Origin of the sequence: Kitasatospora sp. NPDC048286, from assembly GCF_043201735.1 — a bacterium.
Lineage (GTDB): Bacteria > Actinomycetota > Actinomycetes > Streptomycetales > Streptomycetaceae > Kitasatospora.
This window is the reverse complement of sequence record NZ_JBICZE010000006.1, coordinates 468,222-491,863: the sequence shown is the minus strand read 5'-3', so window position 1 is coordinate 491,863 and position 23,642 is coordinate 468,222. Positions and strand designations below refer to the sequence as shown.

20 protein-coding genes are annotated in these 23,642 nt (G+C 75.3%); 6 read left to right on the top strand and 14 right to left on the bottom strand.

Translation table 11 applies throughout. The features are described 5' to 3' along the window. Nucleotides 1-32: 32 nt before the first annotated feature. Nucleotides 33-1,022 carry a helix-turn-helix transcriptional regulator gene (locus ACGF13_RS17695; RefSeq protein WP_392875454.1) on the top strand — a complete coding sequence of 330 codons (990 nt, stop codon included), beginning with the start codon at nucleotides 33-35 and terminating at the stop codon, nucleotides 1,020-1,022. A 245-nt stretch (nucleotides 1,023-1,267) separates the two neighbouring features. Then, nucleotides 1,268-2,638, top strand: coding sequence for a S8 family serine peptidase (locus ACGF13_RS17690; RefSeq protein ID WP_392875451.1), 1,371 nt, complete (start codon nucleotides 1,268-1,270; stop codon nucleotides 2,636-2,638). 153 nt (nucleotides 2,639-2,791) lie between these two features. Here ACGF13_RS17690 and ACGF13_RS17685 read toward each other — a convergent pair whose 3' ends face one another. Then, entirely contained in the window at nucleotides 2,792-5,233 is a 2,442-nt protein-coding gene (locus ACGF13_RS17685; RefSeq protein ID WP_392875449.1) for a hypothetical protein, read from the bottom strand. Between the two features lie 171 nt (nucleotides 5,234-5,404). Between ACGF13_RS17685 and ACGF13_RS17680 the strand changes: the two genes are divergently transcribed. Then, on the top strand, nucleotides 5,405-5,935 hold the full coding sequence (locus tag ACGF13_RS17680; protein WP_392875447.1) for an HAD domain-containing protein: 531 nt from the start codon (nucleotides 5,405-5,407) through the stop codon (nucleotides 5,933-5,935). Nucleotides 5,936-6,071: 136 nt separating this feature from the next. Here the strand turns inward: ACGF13_RS17680 and ACGF13_RS17675 are convergent, their stop codons facing one another. The 13 genes from ACGF13_RS17675 to ACGF13_RS17615 all read right to left on the bottom strand — a co-directional run bounded on the left by ACGF13_RS17675 (nucleotide 6,072) and on the right by ACGF13_RS17615 (nucleotide 20,867). Beyond that, the gene (locus ACGF13_RS17675) at nucleotides 6,072-10,169 is read right to left on the bottom strand and encodes a LysM peptidoglycan-binding domain-containing protein (protein WP_392875444.1); all 4,098 of its coding nucleotides are present in this window, start codon (nucleotides 10,167-10,169) and stop codon (nucleotides 6,072-6,074) included. Then, nucleotides 10,169-10,615 carry a hypothetical protein gene (locus ACGF13_RS17670; protein WP_392875442.1) on the bottom strand — a complete coding sequence of 149 codons (447 nt, stop codon included), beginning with the start codon at nucleotides 10,613-10,615 and terminating at the stop codon, nucleotides 10,169-10,171. The genes ACGF13_RS17675 and ACGF13_RS17670 overlap by 1 nt, the downstream gene beginning before the upstream one ends. A gap of 163 nt (nucleotides 10,616-10,778) precedes the next feature. Continuing rightward, nucleotides 10,779-11,147, bottom strand: a complete 369-nt coding sequence (locus ACGF13_RS17665; protein ID WP_392875439.1) for a pilus assembly protein — start codon at nucleotides 11,145-11,147, stop codon at nucleotides 10,779-10,781. A 173-nt stretch (nucleotides 11,148-11,320) separates the two neighbouring features. Beyond that, complete coding sequence (locus ACGF13_RS17660; RefSeq protein WP_392875436.1) at nucleotides 11,321-11,695, bottom strand: TadE/TadG family type IV pilus assembly protein; 375 nt, start codon at nucleotides 11,693-11,695, stop codon at nucleotides 11,321-11,323. Between the two features lie 38 nt (nucleotides 11,696-11,733). Next, nucleotides 11,734-12,027, bottom strand: coding sequence for a hypothetical protein (locus tag ACGF13_RS17655; protein ID WP_392875434.1), 294 nt, complete (start codon nucleotides 12,025-12,027; stop codon nucleotides 11,734-11,736). Between the two features lie 107 nt (nucleotides 12,028-12,134). After that, complete coding sequence (locus tag ACGF13_RS17650) at nucleotides 12,135-13,013, bottom strand: hypothetical protein (protein ID WP_392875431.1); 879 nt, start codon at nucleotides 13,011-13,013, stop codon at nucleotides 12,135-12,137. Beyond that, on the bottom strand, nucleotides 13,010-13,975 hold the full coding sequence (locus ACGF13_RS17645) for a type II secretion system F family protein (RefSeq protein ID WP_392875428.1): 966 nt from the start codon (nucleotides 13,973-13,975) through the stop codon (nucleotides 13,010-13,012). The genes ACGF13_RS17650 and ACGF13_RS17645 overlap by 4 nt, the downstream gene beginning before the upstream one ends. After that, on the bottom strand, nucleotides 13,975-15,606 hold the full coding sequence (locus ACGF13_RS17640; RefSeq protein WP_392875426.1) for a CpaF family protein: 1,632 nt from the start codon (nucleotides 15,604-15,606) through the stop codon (nucleotides 13,975-13,977). The genes ACGF13_RS17645 and ACGF13_RS17640 overlap by 1 nt, the downstream gene beginning before the upstream one ends. Beyond that, complete coding sequence (locus ACGF13_RS17635) at nucleotides 15,596-17,221, bottom strand: hypothetical protein (protein ID WP_392875424.1); 1,626 nt, start codon at nucleotides 17,219-17,221, stop codon at nucleotides 15,596-15,598. The genes ACGF13_RS17640 and ACGF13_RS17635 overlap by 11 nt, the downstream gene beginning before the upstream one ends. Then, nucleotides 17,221-18,123 carry an SAF domain-containing protein gene (locus tag ACGF13_RS17630; RefSeq protein ID WP_392875421.1) on the bottom strand — a complete coding sequence of 301 codons (903 nt, stop codon included), beginning with the start codon at nucleotides 18,121-18,123 and terminating at the stop codon, nucleotides 17,221-17,223. Before ACGF13_RS17630 ends, ACGF13_RS17635 begins: the two co-directional genes overlap by 1 nt. Before the next feature lie 160 nt (nucleotides 18,124-18,283). Continuing rightward, entirely contained in the window at nucleotides 18,284-19,225 is a 942-nt protein-coding gene (locus ACGF13_RS17625) for a hypothetical protein (protein ID WP_392875419.1), read from the bottom strand. Then, a complete protein-coding gene (locus tag ACGF13_RS17620; RefSeq protein WP_392875416.1) occupies nucleotides 19,219-19,842 on the bottom strand; it encodes a hypothetical protein in 624 nt (207 codons plus the stop codon). Before ACGF13_RS17620 ends, ACGF13_RS17625 begins: the two co-directional genes overlap by 7 nt. Before the next feature lie 137 nt (nucleotides 19,843-19,979). Continuing rightward, on the bottom strand, nucleotides 19,980-20,867 hold the full coding sequence (locus tag ACGF13_RS17615) for a hypothetical protein (RefSeq protein WP_392875413.1): 888 nt from the start codon (nucleotides 20,865-20,867) through the stop codon (nucleotides 19,980-19,982). A gap of 120 nt (nucleotides 20,868-20,987) precedes the next feature. Between ACGF13_RS17615 and ACGF13_RS17610 the strand changes: the two genes are divergently transcribed. The 3 genes from ACGF13_RS17610 to ACGF13_RS17600 all read left to right on the top strand — a co-directional run bounded on the left by ACGF13_RS17610 (nucleotide 20,988) and on the right by ACGF13_RS17600 (nucleotide 23,629). Next, nucleotides 20,988-21,518 (top strand): pyridoxamine 5'-phosphate oxidase family protein, encoded by a 531-nt coding sequence (locus ACGF13_RS17610; protein ID WP_392875410.1) that lies wholly within the window; start codon nucleotides 20,988-20,990, stop codon nucleotides 21,516-21,518. Between the two features lie 74 nt (nucleotides 21,519-21,592). After that, on the top strand, nucleotides 21,593-22,045 hold the full coding sequence (locus ACGF13_RS17605; RefSeq protein WP_392875408.1) for a MaoC family dehydratase: 453 nt from the start codon (nucleotides 21,593-21,595) through the stop codon (nucleotides 22,043-22,045). 375 nt (nucleotides 22,046-22,420) lie between these two features. Continuing rightward, nucleotides 22,421-23,629 carry an MBL fold metallo-hydrolase gene (locus tag ACGF13_RS17600; RefSeq protein ID WP_392875800.1) on the top strand — a complete coding sequence of 403 codons (1,209 nt, stop codon included), beginning with the start codon at nucleotides 22,421-22,423 and terminating at the stop codon, nucleotides 23,627-23,629. Nucleotides 23,630-23,642: the final 13 nt, after the last annotated feature.

Below are 23,642 nucleotides of genomic sequence, written 5' to 3'. Positions count from 1 at the left end.
AATCGGTCCTCTATTCGCGTTAGGCTGCGAACATGTCCCGACCCACCGGCCGCGTGCTGACGCTCCTGGAGCTGCTGCAGTCGGGCGGCACCCGGACCGTGGCCGAACTCGCCGACCGTCTCGGCGTCGAAGGGCGCACCGTGCGGCGGTACGTGGACCAGCTGATCGACCTGGACGTGCCCGTGGAGTCGGTGCGCGGCCGCTACGGCGGGTACCGGCTGGCCCCCGGGTACCGACTGCCTCCGCTCATGCTCAGCGACGACGAGGCGCTGGCCGTGCTGCTCGGCCTGGTCGCCGGCCGCCGGGCAGGACTGACGACGGCGGAGCGCACGGCGAACGAGACGGCCTCGGCGAAGATCCGGCGGGTGCTGCCCAAGCACATCGCCCGCCGGCTCGACGCCCTCCTGGATGCGCTCGCCTTCACGGATCAGCCCGGCGAGCTGGACCAGCCGGACGCCGGGATCCTGCTCACCATCGCCGATGCGGTGCGCCACCGCCGGCCGGTCTCGATCCGCTACACCGACCGCGACGGACGGCGCAGCGAACGCACACTGCACGCGTACGGGATCGTCGCCCATGCGGGCCGGTGGTACGTGACGGGCGAGGACGCCGGGGTCGGCGAGGACCGGACCTTCCGGCTCGATCGCATCGCGGCCGCGAGGGCCCTGCCCGGCTCGTTCGAAGCGCCCGTGGGTCCCGCTCCGGCCGAGCGCGTGCTGTCGGGGTTCGCCACGGCCGAGTACCGGCACGAGGTGACCTTGCGGATCCACGGGACGGTCGAGCAGATCCGCGCGCACCTGCCCGCGAGCGTCGCGAGCCTGGAGGAGCACGAGCCCGCGGCCGGCCAGGACCCGGCGGCCGGGCACTGGCTGCGCGTCGAGCTGCGGGCGCAGGAGCTCGACTGGTTGCCCCGGGTCCTCGCCTCGCTCGACCGGCCGTTCGTCATCGAGCGCCCCGACGCGCTGCGCGACCTCGTCATCGCGCTCGCCGATCGCCTCACGTCCTGCGCCCGCCAGGTCTGACGGCGAGGCACCGATGCCAGGAGACGGCACGGTCGGGCAGATTTCTGACGGGTCATCACCTGGCTGCCCCAGGTGGGAGGTTACTTTCCCCTGGGACGGCCTTTACCTTTTCGCGTGGCCGAGCATGACCATGGCCTCAATCGTACGACCCCACCAAATGACTATGGCATGATCATGCAGCTCTCGATGGGATGGCCGGACCGACCCGACCGAACCAGGTCAGGCCCTGCGCCCCAAGGAGCCCCATGGGCAGCCCCGCCACCCTCCGCCGCGCCCTGGCCCTGCTCGCCGTGGGGGCCACCGCCCTCACGGCCGGCACCGTCGCCGTACCGGCCGCCGGCACCGCGATCGCCGCCCCCGCCCACGACCTCACGGGCGTCCACGTGCGCCCCGCCTCCTTCGGGCAGCACAGCGCCCAGGGCCGCCCCGCCCCGCTGAGCACCACCCAGTGCGTCAGCCAGGTCGGCATCCACTGCTACTCGCCGCTGCAGTACCGGGCCGCCTACAACCTGAACCCGCTGTACCAGGAGGGCATCACCGGCAAGGGCCGCACGATCGTCATCGTCGACTCCTTCGGCTCCCCGACCATCCAGCACGACCTGGAGGTCTTCGACAAGCAGTGGGGCATCCCGGACACCAACGTCGAGGTGGTCAAGTGGGGCAACGTCCCCACCTGGGACCCGAAGAACCCCGACCACACCGGCTGGGCGGGCGAGACCACCCTGGACGTCGAGTACGCCCACGCGATCGCCCCCGACGCGCACATCATCCTGGTCGAGACCGGCGTCGCCGAGACCGAGGGCACCACCGGCCTGCCCGAGATGATGGACGCCGAGAAGGCCCTCATCAAGGCCGGCCGCGCCGACGTCATCTCGCAGAGCTTCGGCGCCACCGAGAACACCTTCCCGGGGTACGACAAGGGCGACTTCAAGTCGCTCACCGACCTGCGCTACGCCTTCCAGGCCGCCGCTGACCACAACGTGACCGTGCTGGCCGCCTCCGGCGACAACGGTGCCACCGACGCCAAGGAGAACGGCACCGACCTGTACCCGTACAAGGTCAACTCCTGGCCGTCCTCGGACCCGCTGGTCACCTCCATCGGCGGCACCCAGCTCACCCTGGACGACTCCGGCAACCGCACCGCGCCCGACAAGGTGTGGCACGACAAGTCCGGCGCCGGCGGCGGTGGCGTCTCGGGCATCTTCGAGCGCCCGTGGTACCAGGCGGGTGTCGCCGGCGTCACCGGCAACCACCGCGGCACCCCGGACATCAGCATGAGCGCGGCCGTGGACGGCGCCGCCTGGACCTACGAGTCCTACGACCCGACCTCCGTCGGCTGGCACCTCACCGGCGGCACCAGCGAGGCCACTCCGCTGTTCTCGGGCGTCGTCGCGCTCGCCGACCAGCTCGCCGGGCACCGCCTCGGCCAGCTCAACTGGCGCCTGTACGGCATGAACCTGCTGCCGAGCAAGTGGAGCGGCATCGTGGACGTGAAGCAGGGCGACAACGGCTGGGACGGCGTCACCGGCTACAACGCCACCGAGGGCTACGACCTCGCCAGCGGCCTGGGCACCATCGACGGAACGCAGTTCGTGCACGCGATCGCAGGTCGGTGAGCGGGCGGGTCGCCCGTGGCAGGTGATGCGGGCGATGGGTGACAGGTAACAGATAACAGACGACAACGAACAGCTGACAGATTTTGAAATCTGTCAGCTGTTCGCTGTTTTCCGTCTGCTGCCTTCCGTCCGCTGTTGTCCGTCGGCGGTCGGTCAGCCGGTGGCGGCGAGCTGGGCGAGGTAGCGCTCGGCGGCGCGGAGCTTGCGGCCGTCGGCGCCCGGGAGGTAGGCGCGCAGTTCGATGATCTCCGGGGCGATCCGGATGGCCTCCGCACGGTCGGTGATGGCCCGCCAGCAGGCCTCGGCGTTGGTGGCCGCCCGCTGGGTCTCCGGGTGGTCCGGGCCCTGCGAGCGGAGCAGCGTCAGGGCCACCTCGCGGTAGATGTCCGCGGCCTCGGCCGTCCGGCCCGCGAGCCGGCAGACGTGCGCCCGGACCTGCCGGACCTGCAGCACCGGCTCGGAGACGGCGCCGTGCTCGGCGATCGCCTCCAGTTCGAGGGCGAAGGCCAGATCGGTGGCGGCGGCGTGGTCCCCGACGTCGGCGCTACGGACGATCCGTCCGATCACCTCGCGGTAGTCCGCGCGGGGCGGACCGGCCGCGCCGTCCTCGTCGGCCGGGGCTTCGGCAGTGGCGTCGACCGGAGTGTCGACCGGAGCCGGAGCCGGAGCCTCGTCGGCCATCGGCGCGTCGGCGGTGGCCTCGCTGACCGGCACCTCGTCCTGCGGCCCCTCGTCCTGCGGCGCGGCGTCGGCCGACAGCTCGTCAGCAGTTGCCTCCTCGGCCGGAACGACGTCGACGGGCTCCTCCTCGACGGGCACCTCGTCCGTCAACGCGGGCTCCACCGGGACGGCGTCCCCGGGCTCCTCCGCGGTTCCGGGCTCCGCCTCGGCCTCGGACGCCGCCTCGGACGCCACCTCGACCTCGACCTCGGACTCGACCTCGGCCTCGGACGCCGTCTCGATCCCGGCCTCGGGCTCCCCGACAGCCTCGCGCGCCTCCGCGACGGCCTCCCCGACCGCGACCTCGGAGGCCACCACGGCCTCCTCCTGCGGGAGTTCGGGCTCGGCGACGGCCTCACCCGTCGGTTCCGGCCGGGACTTGAGGAGCGTGACACCCGCCGGGGGCGTGCTGTCCTCGGGCACGGCGTCGGCCGGGGAGGGCTTGAGCAGGGTCACGCCCGGGGCCGCCGCTGTCTCGCCCGCCTTCAGCAGGCTGACCGGACGGGCCGGCCGCGGCGCAGTGGGCGGAACGCCCGGCTTGACCAGGCTGACCGGACCGCCTGCGGCCGCCGGGGCCCCGGCCGGCGGCGCGGGCACCGCGACCGGAGCCGGCACCGGCCACTCGGGGACCGCGTCCCGTGGCTCCCCCGGACGCGGTAGCGGCGGCGCCGGGGGCGACGACATGTCGGAGGGCACCACACCGGCCGCCCGAACCGCCGACACCGCCGACATCGAGGCCGTCGATGCCGGCACCGGCACCGGCGGAACCTCGGCCGGCAGGCCCTCGCCGCGACGGGCCGTATTGCGGAAGAACGGCCGGTCCGGGGCGTGCGTGGCCAGGATGACCACGTCCGGACGCAGCACCGAGTACACCTGCTGCCGCAGCTGCTCCGGCGCGAGCACCTCGCCCGCACCCGGCCGACCGCCGTGCAGCGCCTCGATCAGTGCGCGGGTGAAGGTTCCGATCTGCTCCGGGTCCGGACTGACCACCGCCCACAGCGGGATGCCCTCGCTGAGCGGCGAGACGGTGCCCTGGAGGTACGGCCAGGCGTTCTGGTCGGCACTCAGGTCGGCGATGACGAGGGTCTGCCACTCGGCCGGACGGTGGCTCAGCTCGGCGGCGATGGCCGGCCAGGGGAGGCCGTCCTGCTTGGCGTCGCGCAGGGTCAGTTGGAGCTGTCCGCCGCGCTTGTCGGCGACGACGTGGCCGCCCAGGTGGATCAGCAGCGGTCCGGGGTGGCGGGAGGCGGCGCGCAGGTGGGCGAGGACGGTGTGCGGGTCGCCGGCACCGGGGAGGTGGACGGCGTCCACCGCGTCCGCGGCGAGGAGCACCTGCGGCGAGACGGCGGCGAGCATCGCCGAGAGCACCGGCGCCTGGGTCGGCCCGCCACGGCCCCAGGTGCGGCGGCCGGAGGTGCCGTACCCGCCCTCGATCACCAGGATCCGCCCGCGCGGCGCGGCACCGAGCCCGCCGGTGCCACCGGCGCTGCCGGCACCGCCCGCACCGACGGCGGCGACCGGCGCCGCGCTCTGGACCGGGAACGGCGGCGGGGTCGCCGAGGACAGGGCCCCGGCGGCGGGCAGCCCGGTGAGGGTCCATCCGGTGGGCGGAACGGGCGGTGCCGCCGGGGGCGCGGGCGGCGGCGCGGGCGCCTGCCCGACCGGTTGCGCGGCGCCCGGCACGGAGGTGGCGACCGGAGCGGGCGCCGGGACGGGGGCGGGGGCGGCCGGAGGCGCCGGCGGCGGCTCGTACAGCGCGGCGGGACCGGGCGGGTGGTCCTCGGCCGGGAGGCGCGGGGGCGGCGGTACGGCGTCCCAGGGACCCGAGTCCGCTGCCGGGTCGGGACCTCCGGAAACCGCTGTCGTCTCCGCCATCTCCTGGTCACCGCCCCGCCCCGCCGCTCCCGCGGCGTCTGATGCCCTCGCCTGCGTGGTGCCTGCCACCACACTCCGTGCGCGCCACCCTACGAGATCCCGGCTCACCCGTTCCAGGCCGGGTGGCCGATCGGCGGCCCACCGCCCGCCCCGTCCCGCTATGGTGCCGCCATGATCGATCCCGATCGCCCCCTGCTGTTCCTCGACGTGGACGGCCCGCTGATCCCCTTCGGTGACCCGCCCCCGGGCGGCTACCCCACCTACCGCAGCCCGTACCTCCCGTCCGACACTGCCCCGGCCGGGAACCCGCTGATCGCCCGCGTGGACCCGGAGTTGGGGCCGCGACTGCTGCGCCTGCCGGCCGAGCCGGTCTGGGCCACGACCTGGCTGGAGGACGCCAACGAGTGCCTCGCGCCCTGGCTCGGTCTGCCCCGACTGCCCGTCGTGGACTGGCCGGTGGACGACACGGACACCCCGGACTGGCCCGACGGGCCGGACGGTCTGCACTGGAAGACCCGTGCGCTGGTCGAATGGGCGGACGGACGGCCGTTCGCCTGGGTGGACGACGAGATCACCGAGGCCGACGACCGCTGGGTCGCCGCGCACTCCCCCGCCCGCGCCCTGCTCCACCGGGTGGACCCCCGACGAGGGCTCACCGAAGCGGACTTCACGGCCCTGGACACCTGGCTGCGGACGGTCTGACCGGCCGCCATCCCCTTCCCACCCGCCGGCCACATCCGTGCGAGACGTCCACACGGCCGCCACATCGGCCGCCGGCCCGTCAACTCGACCGCCCGGCCACCCCTGTGGGGAGTGACCGGGCAGTCGGCGGTCCGCTTCAGGACCCCGCGAGCAGGTCCCGCAGCAGGGCGACGGTGTCGGCGTCCAGGTCCCGGCCGGTGCGGCGGCTGAGCGCGTCCAACCGATTGACGGCGCGCAGGAGTTGGTCCCGGGCGCCGGCCGAGGCGTAGGCGTAGAAGAGGTCCCGGTGCAGCAGTTCGACGTCCGGGGCGACGGCGAGGCCGCGGAAGACGGCGGCCTCGGCGCTGCGGTGGTCGCCGTACTGCAGGCGGCGGGCGGCCAGTTCGTGGGCCGTGTCGACGATCGCCGCGATCATGTCCTGCCGCTCGGCCTCCGCCCAGCCGTACGAGGCCGGCGGGGCCTCGGCGAACGGTGCGCCGCGGACCAGGGCCAGGGCGTGGGCGAGGGCCGCGTCGGCGGTGGCACTGGTGCTGCGCATGCCGCGCCGGTAGAGGCCGCGGAACTCGTCCCAGTCGCAGGTGACCGCCGGGGCGAAGGCGTAGCCCTCGGTGCCCTCGGTGGGCAGGAAAGCGCGGCCCTCCGGCGAGGTGCCGAACCAGTCGGCCAGGTCGGAGAGTTTGGCCGACAGCGGACTCCTGGCGTCGGCCGCGGTGGGGTGCGGGTCGAGGTGCGCCGCCCCGGGGTGCAGGTCGTGGTCGAGTACGTGGAGTTCGGAACCCGGCCGCAGCGCCAGGTAGACGGCGAGCTCGGTGAGCCGGGGCAGCGCGCCGGGTGCGGCGGCGCCGAGGGCTCCCGCGACGTCCACCGGGCCGAGCAACCGGATCCGGGGGGCGTTGCGCGGGGCGTGCGCCTCCGGGGAGCGGAGGATGGCGAGCAGGTCGTCGCTGTCGCTGCGACCGGGCGTCGTCCGGGCGACCTGGGCGACGGCGGCGGGGCCGGGCTCGACGGCGGGCGCCGGTTCCTCCGTACCGACCGCGTCCGTGGTTTCGACGGCCTCCGCGAACCCGGCGGCCCCGGCGGGCCCGGTCCCGGCGGCGGACTCCGAAGCCGCCTCCGAAGTGGACTCCGAAGTGGACTCCGGAGCGTGCTCGGCCCGCGGCGCCGACTCCTCGACGGTCGTCGAGCCGGTCGGCTCCGCCGCCACCGGATCCACCGCCACCGGCCGCGGCACGACGGGCTGCGGCACGACGGGCTGGACGGCGAGCACGACCGTCGCCGTGGACTCCGAAGCGGAGTCCCCCGGCTCGTCCGCCCCGTCGCCCTCCGTCGGGTCAGGCCGTCGCAGGTCGCGGGTGGTCTCGTCGGTGGCCGCCTGCCGTCCCTGCCCGTTGACGACGAACCGCGCCGGGCCGGCCGGCACCTGAGCCGGAACCGGAGCCGAAGTCGGAGCCGCGGGCGGCAGGGCGGCAGTCGCCGGGGCCGGCGCCACCGGATCGGTGCCCGCGAACGGGCTGGCCCCGGTGCCGATGACCCGGGCGAGCAGCCGGGGACCGGCAGCCGCGTCCGCGCCCTCGTCCGTCCCGCCCACCGCGGCCCCGCCACGAGCGGCGCCTCCGCCCGAGGCGCCCGCGCCCGAAGCACCTCCGCCCGGGCCGCTACCAGCCGACGCCCCGCCGACCGCCGAGACCGCCGAGGCGACCGAGGCCCCGACGGCGGCCAGCACCGGTACGGCGGCGGGCAGTTCGGTGGTGTCGGTGTCGTCCTCCGGTCCGTCCAGGGTCCAGGCCGGGGCCGGGTGCTGGGTGGTGTCGTCGGCGACCCGGAGCAGCTCGGCGACCTGGTCGTACTGCTGCACGTCGAGACGCTGCAGCTCGACCGTGAGGTGCAGGCCGGGGATCGCGGCCTGGCCGGAGGTCGGAAGGGTCCAGCGGGCAACCGGGCCGGTGCCGCGCTCGGGGGCGCGGGTGATGACGGCGACGCAGGTGCGCGGGCGGGCGTCGAGCAGGCGCCCGAGCTCGGCGGGGACGTCCCCGCCGGGCTGGTGGGCGCAGAGCACGATCTCGGGCGTCCAGGACTCGTCGGCCTGGCCGCGGCTGCGGGCCTCGCGCGGACTGGTGGCCTCGGCGGCGACCAGGGTGGCGCGGGCCTTGGCGGTGCGCGGGCCGAGGGCGGCGAGCGCGGCCTCCAGGGTGGGGTGGCGGTGCACGCGTTCGGCGGCCGGGCCGCTGATCGGCACCTCCTCGGCGAGGTCCACCAGGTGCAGGTGGAGCCGGTCGGCGAGCGGGCTGTGGGCCAGTTCGATGGCGAGGGTGCGCAGCACGTCCCGGGCGTCGTCCGGGTGGCCGGACAGGTGGAGCAGCCGGACGGCCTCCAGGTCGGCGAGGACGACCGAGCCGTCCGGCGAGGTGCCGAGGGTGACGAGCGCGGGGTACGGCGCGGGGGTCTTCCGGGCCTGGCCGGGGGTGAGCAGGTCGCCCGAGTCGGCGCTGCACCACCACACGTTGGCGGCGTGGGCGGCGCGGAACGGCGCGATCGGGGTGGCCGGGCCGGACAGGTGCAGTTCGACGGTCTGGCCCTGGGTGATCCGGGCGGCGACGATGGCGGGCAGCCGCTTGCCGCCGCGCACGGTGTTGCGGGCCAGGGTGCGCAGGGCGCGGTCCAGCAGTTCCAGTCCGGCCTGGTCCTGGCGGGCCATCAGTTCGTTCTCGAAGGCGGCGGCCCCGGCCTCGGGCATCGCGATGCGGTGCCGGGGGCGGCGGGCGCGCTGCTGGGTGCCGCGCTTGTGGGCGACGGCGCCGACCATGATGGCGGCGAGCAGGACGCCGACGGTGGAGGCCGAGAGGGCCACACTGTAGTCGTCGTCGGCGGCCGGGTCGGCGTGCGCGGCGGGCGCGTGCGCCGGCGCGTGCGTGGGCGCGGGCACCGGGGTCGACTGCGGCGCGCCCTGCGCGGGAGCGCCCGGCGCCGGGGTCTGCGCCGCGGCCTGGTCCCCGGCGGCCGGAGCCGGAGCGGGCGCCGGAGCGGGAGCAGGCGCCTGGTCCACGGGAGCGGGAGCAGGAGCAGGAGCAGGAGCGGGCGCCGGAGTGGCGGCCCCCGCCCCCGGCACCGTGAGCACCATCCCCGGCACCACCACGTCCGGATCCGTCAGCTGCTCGCCGTCCGGGGCCTGCGCCCCCTTGTTCGCCTCGAACAGCTTCGGCCACTGCTCCCCGTCCCCCAGCTCCCGCTGGGCGATGGTCGACAGGCTCTCCCCGGCCTGGACGGTGATGGTGTGCTGCCCACCGGAACCGCCCGCACCACCGGGGCCACCGGCCTCCGTCCCGGCCTGCGGGGCCCCCTGCGGCGCGCTCTGCGGCGTGCCCTGCGCGGCGTCCCCCGAGGGAGCCGGGGCGGGAGCCGGCGCCGGTGTCCTCGCCTCGTCAGGCTTGGCGTCCGCCGGCATCAGCAGCTCCCAGCCGGGCTGGATCGGCCGCTCGGCGTCGAAGCGGACGCCCGAATCGCCCATCACCCGGCCGTCGTTGAGCTTGGCGATCTCCATCCACCGTTCCCCCGAGCCCAGTTGGCGCTCGGCGATGGACCACAGGCTGTCGGCCGGGCGGGCGTCCCGCACCGTGTAGGTGGCCTGCTGCTCGGCGGCCGGCGTCAGGGCCGGCGCGGCCTGCGCGGTGGGCAGTGCGGCACGCTGCACGCCGCCCGGCGCCAACTGGGCCTGGGCGACGGACCCGTGGGCCTGATCGGGAACGGCCGCGAAGGCCGAACCGGCCACCGGCACCAGCGCGAGCACCGAGCCGACCAGCCCGGCCGCGAGCCGCTGGCTCCAGCCGAAGGCGGGGATGCGGCGGGCGATCCGGCCGCGCAGCTGGGCGGGGATCTCCAGCAGGACGGAGAGCGCGAAGCAGGCCCAGGCGATCCAGCCGACGACCACCAGCGCCCACAGGAACAGGCTTCCGTCGTCCGGACTGGTGAGCGCCTCGCCCACCCCGCCCGAGGCGACCTCGCCCATCCCGGCGACCGCCTCCGTGCCGTACAGCAGCAGCGCGGGGACACCGAGCAGCAGGGCGAGCAGGGCGACCAGCGCGCCGAGCGCGGTGATCACGGCACGGCCGCGCCCGCGGGGTGGTCGGGGCCCCGGGGCGGCGGGCCCTCGGGCGCCGCCGGCGCGATGGGACGTCCCGGCCCGGCCGGTACGGGCCTGGGCGGTACGGGCCTGGTCCTTGGCACGTGGCGCGGCCATCAGTCGGTCTCCGCTTTCTCGACTCCGTGGACGAGGGTCGCACTGCCCTTGCCCGTTACCTTCCGTTCCCCGAGGGCGCCCAGCAGGACCGGGCGGTAGTCGGCCCGCACGGTGACGGTGACGACCTTGCCGTCGCCGGAGAACTCGACCTCGCCCGCCCGCAGGCCGTACAGGGCGAGGTAGGCGTCTGCGGCGTCCCGGACGTACTTCTCCTGGACCTTGAAGCCCTTGCCCTGCAGGACGGCCGCCCGGTCGAGCTGCTGGCCGCCGACCCGCGCGGCCTCCAGGGCGTAGGCGTCGGTCCGCTCGGCGACCCGCAGCCGGCCGCCGGCGTCGATCACCAGGGCGATGACGAGCACGACGTACGCCGCGCAGATCGCCACGAAGAGGGCCACCGCGCCCCGGTCGGACCGGCGCGCCGACAGCCGTCGCCGCAGACGGCTCACCACTCCCGTCCCCTCCCCCCACTTCGCACGATGCTCTCCCCACCGGCCCCCACCGGGCGCCGCTCGGTACCGTTGTGTCATCCCCCGAGCGCTCTCCGCTTGCGTCTCCCCCGCACGGGCCGTCTCCAATCCCCCGTCTTCCGGGTGACGGCGCCGCGCGCCGTCATGTGCCCCGGTAACGGTCCACCACCGAGGTGAACTCGCCGACGAGGTGCTTCGTCACGGGTACCCCGGACGGTCCGCCGAGCAGGTCGGCCAGTTCCACGTCGCAGACCACCGTGACGGTGACGGTCGTGACCGGTCCGCCCGGCAGGTTCAGTTCCCCCCTGCCGACCCGCACGTCCCCGTTGCGGCAGGACACGCCCTGCTGGCGCAGCGTCGCGAGGGCGGAGTCCCTGGCCGGCTGGTCCATGCCGTCCACGCTGCGCTGCAGGGAGGCGGTCCTGGCCGCGGCCCGGGCGGCGGCCTCCACGGTGCCGGCCGTGGACTGCACCCGCCCGGCGGCGATGGCCACCAGGACGAGTCCGACCACGCCCGGCACGACGATCGCCGCCTCGATCGCGATCCCGCCCCGGTCCCGCCTGCGCGGACGTGGACGCGACCGGAGCCGGAGACGGGACCGCGGCCGGCGACCGCCGCCCGGTGCCCCCTGTGCCCCCGGCGCCCCCGGTACGCCCGGTGCCCCCGCCACGCCCGCCACGCCCGTCACGGCGTCACCACCGGCGCCACGAAGCGCTCTCGCGGCGCCTCGGCGAACTGGGTGACGGCGGGCGCCCTGAGCCCGGGTATCAGCAGCGGCGGGGTCAGCTGCACGGTGACCCTGACGGTCTGTGCCGTGCTGCCGTCGGTACGCACCGTGTACCCGTGCACGCCCTGCCGGTCGAGGAAGTCGCGGGCCTGCCGCTGGGCCGCCTCGTTCTTCTCGCCGTCCGTCGCACTGCCCTGCACCCGGCCGGCGTCCACGCCCTCGCGGGCGGCGGTGAGCGCGACCTGCCGGTCGTACCAGATCAGCGCGGCCTGGACGACGAGCAGCAGGAGCAGCAGGACGACCGGGAAGACGATGGCCAGGCTCAGGCTCATCGCCCCCCGGTCGCCCCTGCGGCGGAGAGCAGGACGCGTCACGGGGTGGCGCCGCCCGCGCCCGCGCCGCCGCCCGGCATGTTCGGGTCCTGCTGGACCTTCTTGACGACCTTGTCCTTCAGCAGGTAGAGCGCGGTCGCCACGGCGCCCGCGACGAACACCAACGCGATGATGGCCAGGGCGAGTTCGATGCTGATCGCACCGCGGTCGCCGCGCGCGCGGGCGGCCCGCAGCCGGCCGAGCCGGAAGGTGAACAGCAGCAGCGCGAACTGGACCGGTAGCAGGACGGGGCGCAGCACCCGGTCTGCCAGCTGGACGAGTCGTACGGTCATCGGGGTCTCCGGGGGTGTGGCGGTGTGGTGTGGTGTGGCGGGTGGTGCCGGCTGCTCCGACCGGGCCGATAGGGCCCAGAAGGACGTGAACGAGGCGGTGGGCGCGGTCAGTTGAGCATCTGGTGCAGGGCGGGAAAGACGATCAGGACGGTCATCAGCAGGGTCAGCGCGGCCCCCGGCGCGACCATCCGTTCGCTGTCGGCGTTCGCGCGGGCGAGGTCCTCGGCGAGCAGTTCCCCGCGCAGGCCCTTGGCGCGGGCCCGCAGGGTGTCGTACACGGCGGCGCCGTCGTTGCCGGACAGCCGCATGATGTCGGCCACGTCCTGGAGCGGGCTCAGCCCCAACTCCTCGGCCAGCGCGTCGAGTCCGGCCCACGGCGGGAGCCGGTCGGTGGCCGCGCGTTCCAGGGCGTCGCGGATCCGCCGGAACACCGCGCCCTGCCCGACCGAGGCGGCCCGGCGCAGCGCCTCGGCGGGGCCGCAGTCGGCGGCCCGCTCCATCGCGACGAGTTCCAGGTAGGCGGCGATGCCGTGCAGGTACTCGGTGCGCGCCTCCTTGGCCTCGCCGCGCACGATGGCGTCCGGGACGAACCAGAGCAGTCCGGCCAGCAGCGGGCCGATGACCAGCGGCAGCGCGAACGGCAGGCCGACGTCCATCAGCACGGCCATCGCGCCCAGGTAGGCGGGGAGCATCAGGCCGAGCGCGGCGAACAGCAGTTTGTGCACCATGAACCGGGCCGGGGTGCGGCCGATCAGGGAGAGTTCGCGGCGCGGGACGGAGACCCCGCGCAGGTGGACGGACCGTTCGCCGATCCGGTCGTACCAGCGGGGCCGCTCGTCCGGGTGCTGCTCGCGGTCGGCGGGGGTGGCGTGCAACCGGTCCAGCGCCTGGCGCAGGTCCGGTGGCGCCGGGCGCAGTTCGGCGACCAGGAGGGCGAGGCCGCCGGCCGCGGCGGCGCCGGCCAGCACGGACCAGGGGGAGATCACCGGACCTCCCCGAGCAGTTCGGCCGGCTCCGGCTCGGTCGCCGCTGCGGCGGACCGCCGCCCGCTCCTGCTGCGCCGGTCCGGTGTCAGCAGCCGGGGCACCGGCGGGTGGGAGGCCAGCGCCCGCATCCAGGCGATGATCGCCACGAACAGGGCGGCGACGACGGCGAGCACCACCTGGCCGAGGAAGGTCCCGTACGGCCGGGTGTACTCGGTGTTGAAGGAGCCGACCGTGACGACCAGCACGATGATGCCGACCAGCCAGCGGATGGTGGTCCGGTGCTTGGCCCGGTCGGCCTCGATGGCGCGGCGCTGGCGGACCTCCTCGCGCACCGAGTCGGCCATGTCGGAGAGGGTGCGGGCGAGTCCGGGGCCGCTGTCCCCGGCCCGCAGCACGAGCGCGGCGAGGACCTTGTCGGCGGTGGCGTCGGCGAGGCTGTCGGCGAAGGCGCGCAGCGCCTCCTCGGGCCGCCAGCGGGCCTGCAGCCGGGCGGCCAGTTCGCCGATCTCGTCCTCCAGGGCGGCCGGGGCGGTGCGGCGGCTGGTGACGATGGCCTGGTTGAGGCCGACGCCGAGCAGCAGCACGTCGGCGATCCGCTGGGTCCACTCGGAGAGCGCCTCCAGCCGCTCGATCCGGTGGGTGTCCGGGCGGGTGGTGTCGAACAGCCAGGGCAGGCCGAAGACGGCCAGCGGCACCAGCAGCGCGGTCAGCGGGATGCCGGTGAACAGCCAGGCCAGCGGCGCCCCGGCGAGCGCGAGCGGCAGTTGGACGCGGCGCAGCCGCACCATCCGGTTCGCGGCCGCCCCGGGGGCGCCGTACCAGAACACGTGGAGGCGGCCGGCCAGCGGGTTGACCGCCGGTTCGGCCCCGTCCTCATCGCCGGGCTCGCTGCCGCGGGCCCAGACCACCAGGGCGACCAGGCCGCCCGCGAGCGCCAGCCCGCACAGGGCGAAGAGCAGCATCACCGCGCGCCACCGCCGATCCGCAGCTGCAGCGGGGTGGCCCAACTCCCGTACCGGGAGCCGAGCAGCGAGGCGTCGAAGCCGGCCCGGCGCAGGTCGTCCAGGCACTGCGGCGGGGTGTGCGGGACGGCCCGCGGCTCGCCGAGGTCCGGCCGGGGGCCGAAGACGGTGTTCAGCGCGGGCCGGCCGCTCTCCCCGAGGCCGGTGACCTCCAGGACGTGGGACACGAAGCGGTGCCGGCGGCCGCCGACGGCGGTCTCGTCGACCATGGTGACGTGCACGATGAGGTCCAGGGCGTTGGCGGTGAGCCGGTAGGCGAGTGAGTCGGTCATGTGCGAGCCGTATTCCAGGCAGAGTTCGGCGATGCGGTCGACGACCATGTGCGGGCCGCGGGCGTGCAGGGTGCACATCGAGCCGCCCTCGCCGTTGGTCATGACCCGCAGCATCGGGACGACCTCGCCGGAGCGGACCTCCCCGACGATGATCCGGGAGAGCGTCATGCGCAGCGCGGCCGGGATGAGGTCGCCGATGCTCAACTCCCCGGCCAGGCGCCCTTCGACGCGTTCGCCGTTGCCCTCCCTGGCCTCCATCGGGACGACCTGGCGCAGGTGGCCGAGGGTGTGCAGCCAGAGTTCGAACTCCGACTCCAGGGTGCCGATCCGCTCGTCCGGCGGGATCTCGGCGGCCATCGCGCGCAGCAGACTGGTCTTGCCGACGCCCTGGGTGCCGGTGATCATGACGTTCTTCCTGGCCCGGATCGCGGCGGCCAGGAAGGCCGCCAAGGTGGCGTCCAGGGTGCCGAGTTCGACCATCTCGGGCAGGGTCGCGGAGGCCACCCGGTGGCGTCGGATCGCCACGTACGGGCGGGGCGTCACCTCGGTGAGCGCCTGGAGGCGCATGCCGCCCTCCAGGCGCAGCGCGAGGGTCGGGCTGGCGGTGGACAGGCTGCGCTCGCCGCCGCCGTGCTGGCGGGCCAGGTCCTGGAGCAGCTCGACGAGTTCGGCGTCGCTGTCGGCCACCGGCGGTACCTGGCGCAGGGGTTGGTGCACCTTGGAGACCCAGACGTCGTCACAGCCGTTGATCAGGATGTTCTCGATCTCCGGGTCGTCCAGGTAGGGCTGGAGCCGGCCGGCCCGGAACAGCAGGTCGAAGACGGCCTCGGCGAGGGCGCGGTCCTGCTCCCGGGTGGGCGGGATGCCGTGGGTCTGGGCGTACGCGTCGGACCACCGGGCGACGGCCTCCTCGATCAGCGCCCGGCCGCGCTGGCGGCGGGTGGCGCGGTCCGGATCGGAGCCGGAGGCGGCGGTCAACCGGGTGATCTGCTGGTGCAGTTCGGCCGCGACCTGGCGCTTGAGCTCGCGGGCGACCTGCGGGTCGACGGCGGGCCTGGTGGCGGCACCGCGCAGGTCCAGCGAGGGCAGCTGGGAGGGCACGGCGGTGGGCCCGGCCGTGCCGGGCGGGACGGGCTGCGGCGCGACGGGCTGGGCGGCGGCCGGCTGGGGCGCGACCGGGCCGGGCTGGTACCCGTGCGGCGGGGCGACCGGCCCGGCTGCCGGCGCCGGCACCGGTGTGGTCCAGGGCAGTGCGGCCGGATCGGAGGCGGGACGCTGGTGCAGGGGGCTACCGCGCACGGAGCACCTCCCCGGGGTTCGGCGGGTACGGACCGTCGGGATCGTCCCGACGGTCCGTCACGCTCGGCTGCTGGAGTGGGTACCGGTCGTCCGGCTCACCGTACGGGGCGGACTGGACGTGGGCCGGGAACGGCGCCGGCGCGGCCGGCTGCGGAGCGAGCCCGGCCAGCGGCGCCACCGGTCCTGTGGTGATCACCGGCGGGACGGGCTGCGGCGGGCTGTAGGAGGGCTGCTCGCCCTCGGCCGTCCCGTAGCCGGACCGGCCGTGCGTGAACTGGCCCTGTGTGAACTGTCCTTGTGCGTACTGGCCCTGCATGGACTGACCCTGTATGGACTGGCCCTGCGCAGACTGGCCCTGCGCGGAGTGGCCGTGGGCCGCCGCGCCGTACCCGCCCGAGGCGTACGGGGCCTGGCCGTGGCCGCCCTGCCCGTACCCACCACCCGAGACGTACCCGGCTTGGTCGTACCCCGGCTGCGCGTACCCCGGCCGGCCGCCCTGCCCGTACGCGGACTGCCCGTACGGGCCCGGCGCGGGCGAGGGCGTGGGCCCGGCCGAGGGCACGGGCATCGACGGCTGGGACGGCGGCGAGGGGTGCGAGGGGTGCGACGGCGGCGAGGGCTGCGACGGCATCGACTGCTGCGGCGCCATCGGCACGGGCGGGGCCGGTATCGGCGGGGCCGGCATCGGAGCCGTCGGGACGGGGGACGCCGGGGCCGGAGCCGTCGGAACGGGGGGCGTCGGCACCGCCGCCGCGACCGGGGCCGCCGGACCGCCCGCCGCACCGCCGGCCGTCAGCTGGGCCGGCGCCGCGTCCTGCGCGACGCCCGGCGCGAGCCGCTGGCGCCGACGGCGGATCAGCAGCTGCACCTCGTCCGCCGCCGACCGCGCCGTCCGCATCAGCTCCGAACGGATGAACCGCCGGTCGGTGGTGTCCCCGCCGTCGGAGAGCACCTTCGCCGTCCGGAGGGCGTGCGGCAGCACCCCGAGCACCGGCAGTCCGAGCTCTCGGGACACCTCCGCCCGCATGTACGGCCCCTCGGCGACCAGCAGCAGCCCGAGCGCGTCCGCCCCGGTGCCGGCCGAGGCCAGGTCCTCGGCCAGGGCGGCGAGCCGGGGCCGGACCGAGCTCAGCCCGCGCAGCGTGGTGCGCACGGTCGCCACCACCACGTCGGCGCGGCGGGCCAGCACCGCGCTGTGGCCGCTGGCACCGGAGCGGCCGAGGTCCACGATGACGTCGTAGCCCTGCTGTTCCACGCCGCGCAGCAGTTCGGCGAGCGGCTCCCAGGTGTAGGCGAGGCCGGGCGCCTGGGTGGGGTCGGTCAGCCCGGGCAGCAGCAGCCGCTCGGCGCCGCCCTCGGGCGAGAGGTCGATCAGCTGCTCCCAGATGGTCTGCGCGAGCAGCCCGCGGCGGTCGGCGACGGCCAGGTTGCGCAGCCCGTACACCGCCTCGACCCGGCCCTCCAGGGCGCCGGCGAGCACCGCGCCGCCGTCCGGGTCGGCCTCGACCAGCAGGATCCGCCGGCCGGGCTGCAGCGGCCAGGACAGCAGCAGCGCCAGGGCGGTGGTGGTCGCTCCCGGTGCGCCCGGGCCGCCGACCACCGCGATCACGGCCATCAGGCACCGCCCGTCGCGGCCGGCGCTCCGGGCGAGGCGCCGCCGGAGGTGGCGGCGCCCGGGGTGGCAGCCCCGGGTGCGGGGGCGCCCGGGGTGCCGGCGGCGGCCGAGGGCGCGCCGCTCGTCGCCGGGGCCGGCGCGGCGCCGCCGGCGGGGGCACCGGCCGCGGGGGCTCCGGCCGCCGCGCCGCGGGGCGCGAGCAGTACCTGGATCCGCCCGCTCGCCACCCACTGCGCCAGCCGGGGCCCGTCCGCGGTGCCGACCGCCACGTCGATCACCTGGCTGCCGTCGGTGTCCACCCGGCCGACGGTGATCACCGTGGCGGGCAGCGAGTCGGCTCGGCCGTTGTCGGGGGTGAAGACGATGACCAGCTGGACGCCGGGCTGCAGCCGGCTGGCGGGCAGCTGGCTGCGCTTGGCCGACACGCCGACGACGATCTGCCCGGGCTGCAGCGACAGGCCCTGGGCGAGGTCGGAGCCGGTGAGCATCGCGCCGCGCTTGAGGTCGGTGGCGGCCCGCATGCCGACCGCCTTCGCCCGGTCCTGGGCCGACACCGGGTGCAGCGCCGGGTCTCCCGCGATCCGGGCGACCACCAGGTCGTCCTCCGTGATCACCTGTCCCCACGGCACGTCCCGGGCCAGTGCCAGCACCGCGACCCGTTGGCCGGTGCTGTTGTAGAGGACGGCCCCGCCCAGCCCGCCGGCCGCGATCAGCGCGACCGCCATCGCCAGCACCGCCGGGCGCCGCCGCCGCGCCCGCATGGTCCGCCCGGGCGCGTGCGGCACGGCCCGTCCCCGGCCCTTGCCCCGGCCGCCCTGCTCCGGCTGCTCCGGGAGCGGCACGGACGCCGCCGCGCCCGCGGAGGTGCCGGATCCCGGCGTCGCGAACGTACGGTTCTCCACCGGGTTCCGCCCTTCCCTCGTTCGTCTCCGGCTCGTCTGGCCGGTCAGGCTGGTCTGGCTGGTCTGGCTGGTCTGGCTGGTCTGGCTGGTCAGTGTGTGAATCGCCGTACCGGCGCCACCACCCGGGAGCGGCCGGCCGGCCGCTCCCGGTCGGGCGCGCTCAGTTGAGCACCTGCATCTCGGCGACCTTGAGCTGGAAGGGAACGCTGCTCCGCCTGATGCCCCGGAGCTTGAACGTCCGCGGGTTCGGCCCTCCGGTGACCACCACGGTGGCCTCCCACTGCATCGTCACCGTGGCGTTGAAGACGCCGTTCTTCTCGCCGGCCGAGCTGGTCCTGAACTCGTAGCCGCAGTCCGGGGACTTCGCGTCGCCGTACTTGGGGTCGTACGGCGTGCCGGTCGTGGCGCAGGAGGTCTGGAGGTTGCCGCCGAAGCTCCAGTCCGCCTTCACCAGCCGGGGCGTGACGGTGACCGCGATGCCCGCGAGCTCCGCGTGGCCGACGCCCGGCAGCGCGGCGCCGTCCGCCCAGAGCCAGACCGGGGCGTTGACCACCGCGGTGTTCTGGGGTGCGGCCCGGCCCACCGGCGGCGTGAAGTGGACCTGGTCGGTGGCCCGCTCGATGACCCTGGCCTCCGTGGTGACGTCCTGCCCCGGCGTGGTGGCCTCGAAGACGATCTCGGCGCCGTCCATGCCCCCGTCGGTCTGCGGGCAGACCTTCGTGTAGAGCGCGCCGTCCTTCGGGTCGTGGCCGCCCCACGCCGGGTCGCCCGCGGCCGGCGGGTTGTCCAGCGGGCGGAAGTAGCAGCCCTTGCTGCTGCTGAACCAGCCCAGCTCGGGGTCGTGGCAGGCCCACGTGACCTGGTGGTAGTCGCACAGCTGCGGCCCGGTGTCCGAACCGCCGCCGCCGGGCTGGGATCCGCCGGGCCCGGGGGTCGTTCCACCGGAGTGGACGTCCACGCAGATCACGGTCGGGTAGCACTGTTCGGCCCCGCCGCCCGGTGGTTCGTCCGCGGACGCGTTCACCGCCGAGGACAGCAGCAGTCCGGCCGACATCGACACGGCGATCGCGATCCGCCGGGCCGGTTTCCGCGCGTTCAGCATGTCCGGTCCACCTCCCGCTTGAAGTCGTTGATCAACCAATGTGCTTGGAACCAGCGCAGGGACGCGGTCGCGACGTACCGGTTCAGCCGGGATCCGGGATCCTTGGCGGCCCCGGTCACGGCATCGACGCGGTGCCAGTCCGACAGGTCGACGCAGTCCTCGATCACGGCGGTCTGCGGATCGGATTTCAGGTCGATGACCTTGACCACCGCGGAATTGCGCGGCGTTCCGGTCATCACCGCTTTGGCGTCGCGCAGTTGACGAAGGCTTACCAGACTGTCGGACAGCGCCCGGCCGGAGGAGTACTGCTCCAGTCCGTAGCCGTCCGAATCCGCACGCCCGAAGACGTCCGCCTGGGCCTGCCACCAATCCTGATACGCCTTCAGGGCCAGCCGCCCCATGGCCCCTTCCGGGCCGCTGGTCGGCGCGATCGAGCCGTTTACCGAACCACTCGAAGGAGTTAGCGGATCCACTCCCGCGACGGTGGGCGCAGCCGACCCGAGGCGATCGACGGAACCACCCGCACCACCGCTCGCACAGGCGCCGAGCAGCAACACCAGTACCGCCCCACCGACCCCAACCGCCCCAGGGCGCAACACATTTCCGCGCTGCCGCATGGCCCCACCTCATTGCGACCGACCTGATCCGTGATCCACGGCCGCCAGGAGAATTCCGCCGTCCCGCCGGTGTTTCCGCTGGGGATCGATTCTTCGCCAACCCACCCCATCACGGCAACACCTCAGGCCCCCTGACCTTACGCGGAAGGCGGTTCCGTCGGGGCACTTTCCCGCCACAGAACGGCCAACAGTTCCTCGGAAAGCGACAATCCGGCCAATGCGCCCCGAACCGCGGCCCGATTGCGCATCAGAAGCCGCCCGGCGTGCGGCGGAACGAGCAGGCGCGCGCCAGGCGCACCCGAACTACCGACCGGTTCTCCACCGCCCGTCAGCGCGGCCACGGCCGGCTGGAGATCGAGCGGGGCGACGGCCGCGGGGGCACCCGGGACGCCCTGGCGCAGGACGGTGGTCAGAGCCCGGCTGAACGAGCCCTCCCCGCCCGGCAGTACGGCGTCCCGGCCGCGTCTGCCCGGGGTGTAACGGTTCCCCGGGGCGTAGCGGCCGATCCGGCCCCACAGCGGAACCCTGGAGTAGCTCAGCAGTTCGCCGGCGCCGTCCTCGCCGTTCTCCACCGCCGCCCAGGTGTCCCGGTCGGCCACCGCGTCGACCAGCAGCAGGGCCTCCTCCTGGTCACCGTGCACCATCGCGCTGACCACCCAGTCCCAGGCCAGGCCCCGGCGGTAGGCGTTGTCGGCGGTGCTGCCGGCGGTGACCAGGGCGAGCCGGCGCCCGCGCGGGTCGGCCACCAACTGGCCGACCAGGCAGACCAACAGCCAGCGGCCGGGGTGCTGGGCGGCGTCCCGGACGGCGGTGAGCATGGCGTTGGCGTCCGCGTCCGGCGGCACCGTGGTGACCCTGCAACCGGCCGCTCCGGTGTCGAAGCACATCCCGGGCAGCACCTCGGCGAGCAGCCGGGCGCCGTCCGGTGCGAGCGCCGCACCCCCGAAGGCCCGGTCGGGGCCGCCGTCCGCCCCGATCACCACCAGATCGACCCCGCCCGCCATCCGGCCGTCCCCCTCCTCCACCGTTTCTCCACCCGCCGGGCAGGCTACCGCCCCCGAGGGCCTCCGACGGGGCTCCCGGCCCGTCCGCTCAGGGACCATGGGCCCTATCGGTACGCGCGCCGACCGAGGACGATCGGACGCATGGAGCGTGAGGACCGTGTGGAGACCCTGAGCGAGGCCGAGTGCCTGCGGCTGCTCAGCACCGTGCCCGTCGGGCGCGTGGTGTACACCGAGCACGCGCTGCCGGCCGTCCTTCCGGTCTCCTTCGAGGTCCTGGACGGGCGGCTGGTGCTCGCCGTGCGCCGTGGAAGTGCCACCGCGCGCGGGCTTGACGGCACGGTGGTGGCCTTCCAGGCGGATCTGCTGGACCCGGTCACCCGCACCGGGTGGAGCGTCCTGGTGCACGGACGGGCCGACGTGATGACCGACCCCGAGCAGATCCGGCGGGTGCTGCGCTCCGGACTGCGGCCCTGGGTGGGCGATCCGGAGCCGCTGTTCGTCGCGCTGGTGCCGGAGCTGGTGAGCGGCCGCCGACTGTTCCCGACCGGGCCGGGCGCCCCGGCCCGCCAGACGCGGCGACCTTCGGACGCCGGGCGGATGGACGCCGGGCAGGTGGGCCTGGGGAGCGCGGACGCCGGGCCCGTGAACACCGGTTTTCCGTTCGGCTCCTGACAGATACCGGTGGGTAGGCATACGCTTCCGGCGTCCTGATCCCTCCCCGGGCCCGTCCCCACCAGGAGCTCACCGTGACGACCTTCGCCTCCCTCGCCGAGCTGACCGCCGCCGTCGGCACCGAGCTGGGCACCAGCCAGTGGCACACCATCGAGCAGCGGCGGATCGACCTGTTCGCCGAGGCGACCGGCGACCACCAGTGGATCCACGTGGACCCGGAGCGGGCCAAGGACAGCCAGTTCGGCTCGACCATCGCGCACGGCTACCTGACTCAGTCGATGATCCCGGTGCTGGCGAAGGAGTGCTACGCCGTCGAGGGCGTGCGGATGGCGCTGAACTACGGCTCCGACAAGGTGCGCTTCCCGGCCCCGGTGCCGGTGGGCACCGCGATCCGGGCCACCGCCGAGCTGCTCTCGGCCACCGAGGTGCCGGGCGGCGTCCAGGCGGTGGTGCGGTTCACCGTGGTCAGCGAGGGGAGCACCAAGCCGCACTGCGTCGCGGAGACGATCACCCGCTTCTACGCCTGACGGGAGCGCGCCCACGCGGGCCCGGGCCGACGGCGTGCGTGCCCGGACCGGCAGGCGTGCGGGGCCGGGCGGAGCGGAGCGGGCGGGCCCGGGCGGCGGCGTGCGGCCCGTTCCTCCCGGGTCCCCCGATTGGACCGCGCCGGGCTCTCCACCAGGTCCGGACGGCCCACGACGAGTAACCTCCGACGAGATGGTTGTCGTATCGCAGCAGCCCCATCTGGCGCTGCGCTGCACGCCCCGGCCCGCCCGGTAGCCGTGACCGTCCCTGGAGGAGCCGTGCCCCGCCCAGCCCCGTGGTTCTCCCGCCTCGCCGGTCTGTCCTCGCAGTTCGTCCCGCCGGCCACCGGCCCCGCCGCCGAGCGCGCCGTCCCCGGTCTGGCCGGACTGCCCCGGGCCGCCTGGCACCGGGTCCGGACCGACCCCTTCGGCGCCGAACCCAGGGGCGAGCGGCTGGCCCGCATCCGCCGCTCCCCGCAGTTCGCCGACGGCGCCTTCCGCAACCCGGTGCCCACCCGCCGCCTGGTGTACGAGCGCAGCCCGCTGGAGATCACCCACGCCCAGCTGACCGGGGACAAGGCCCGCCGGAGGCCGACCGCCGCCATTCCGCTGCACCGGCTGCTCCCGGTCGACCTGGCCGCGCCGCCGGAGTCCGGGCTGCGGCTGACCTGGCTGGGGCACGCCTCCGTGCTGGCCGAGATCGGCGGGCGGCGGGTGCTGCTCGACCCGGTCTGGGGCGAGCGCTGCTCCCCCTTCTCCTGGACCGGGCCCAAACGGCTGCACCCGGTGCCGCTGCCGCTGTCCGAACTCGGGCCGGTGGACGTGGTCGTGATCTCCCACGACCACTACGACCACCTCGACATGGACACCGTCCGGGCTCTGATCGGGACGGACGCGGTGTTCGCCGTGCCGCTCGGGGTCGGGGCGCACCTGGAGCACTGGGGCGTACCGGCCGCGCGGATCGTCGAACTGGACTGGTGGGAGTCGGCCGAGGTCGCCGGGCTGACCCTGACCGCCACACCGGCCCGGCACTACTGCAGCCGCGGGCCGCGCACCAGCTCGCTGTTCCTGTGGGCGTCCTGGGTGGTGGCCGGCGGCGGACGGCGGATCTTCCACAGCGGGGACACCGGCTACTTCCCCGGCTTCGCCGAGATCGGCCGCCGGCTCGGCCCGTTCGACGCGACGATGATGCAGGTCGGCGCGTACAGCGACTTCTGGCCCGAGGTGCACATGACCCCCGAGGAGGGAGTGCGGGCGCACCTGGACCTGGGCGGCGAGCTGCTGCTGCCGATCCACTGGTGCACCTTCAACCTCGCGCTGCACCCCTGGGAGGAGCCCGCGGAGCGGGTGGTCACCGCGGCCCAGGCGCTCGGTGCCCGGCTCGCGGTGCCCCGCCCCGGCAAGCCCTTCGAACCCGCGCGCCCGCCCGCCCTGCGCCTGTGGTGGCGCGCCGTCGCCGTCGCCCCGCGCGACGTCCCGCCGCTGGTCGACGAGCGGCGGCCGGGCGAAGGGGTGGCGGCGGGCGGGGGCGGGGCGCGCGAACAGGCGACGACTTTCAGCGAACAGATTTCAAAATCTGTTCGCTGAAATCCGTCAGCTG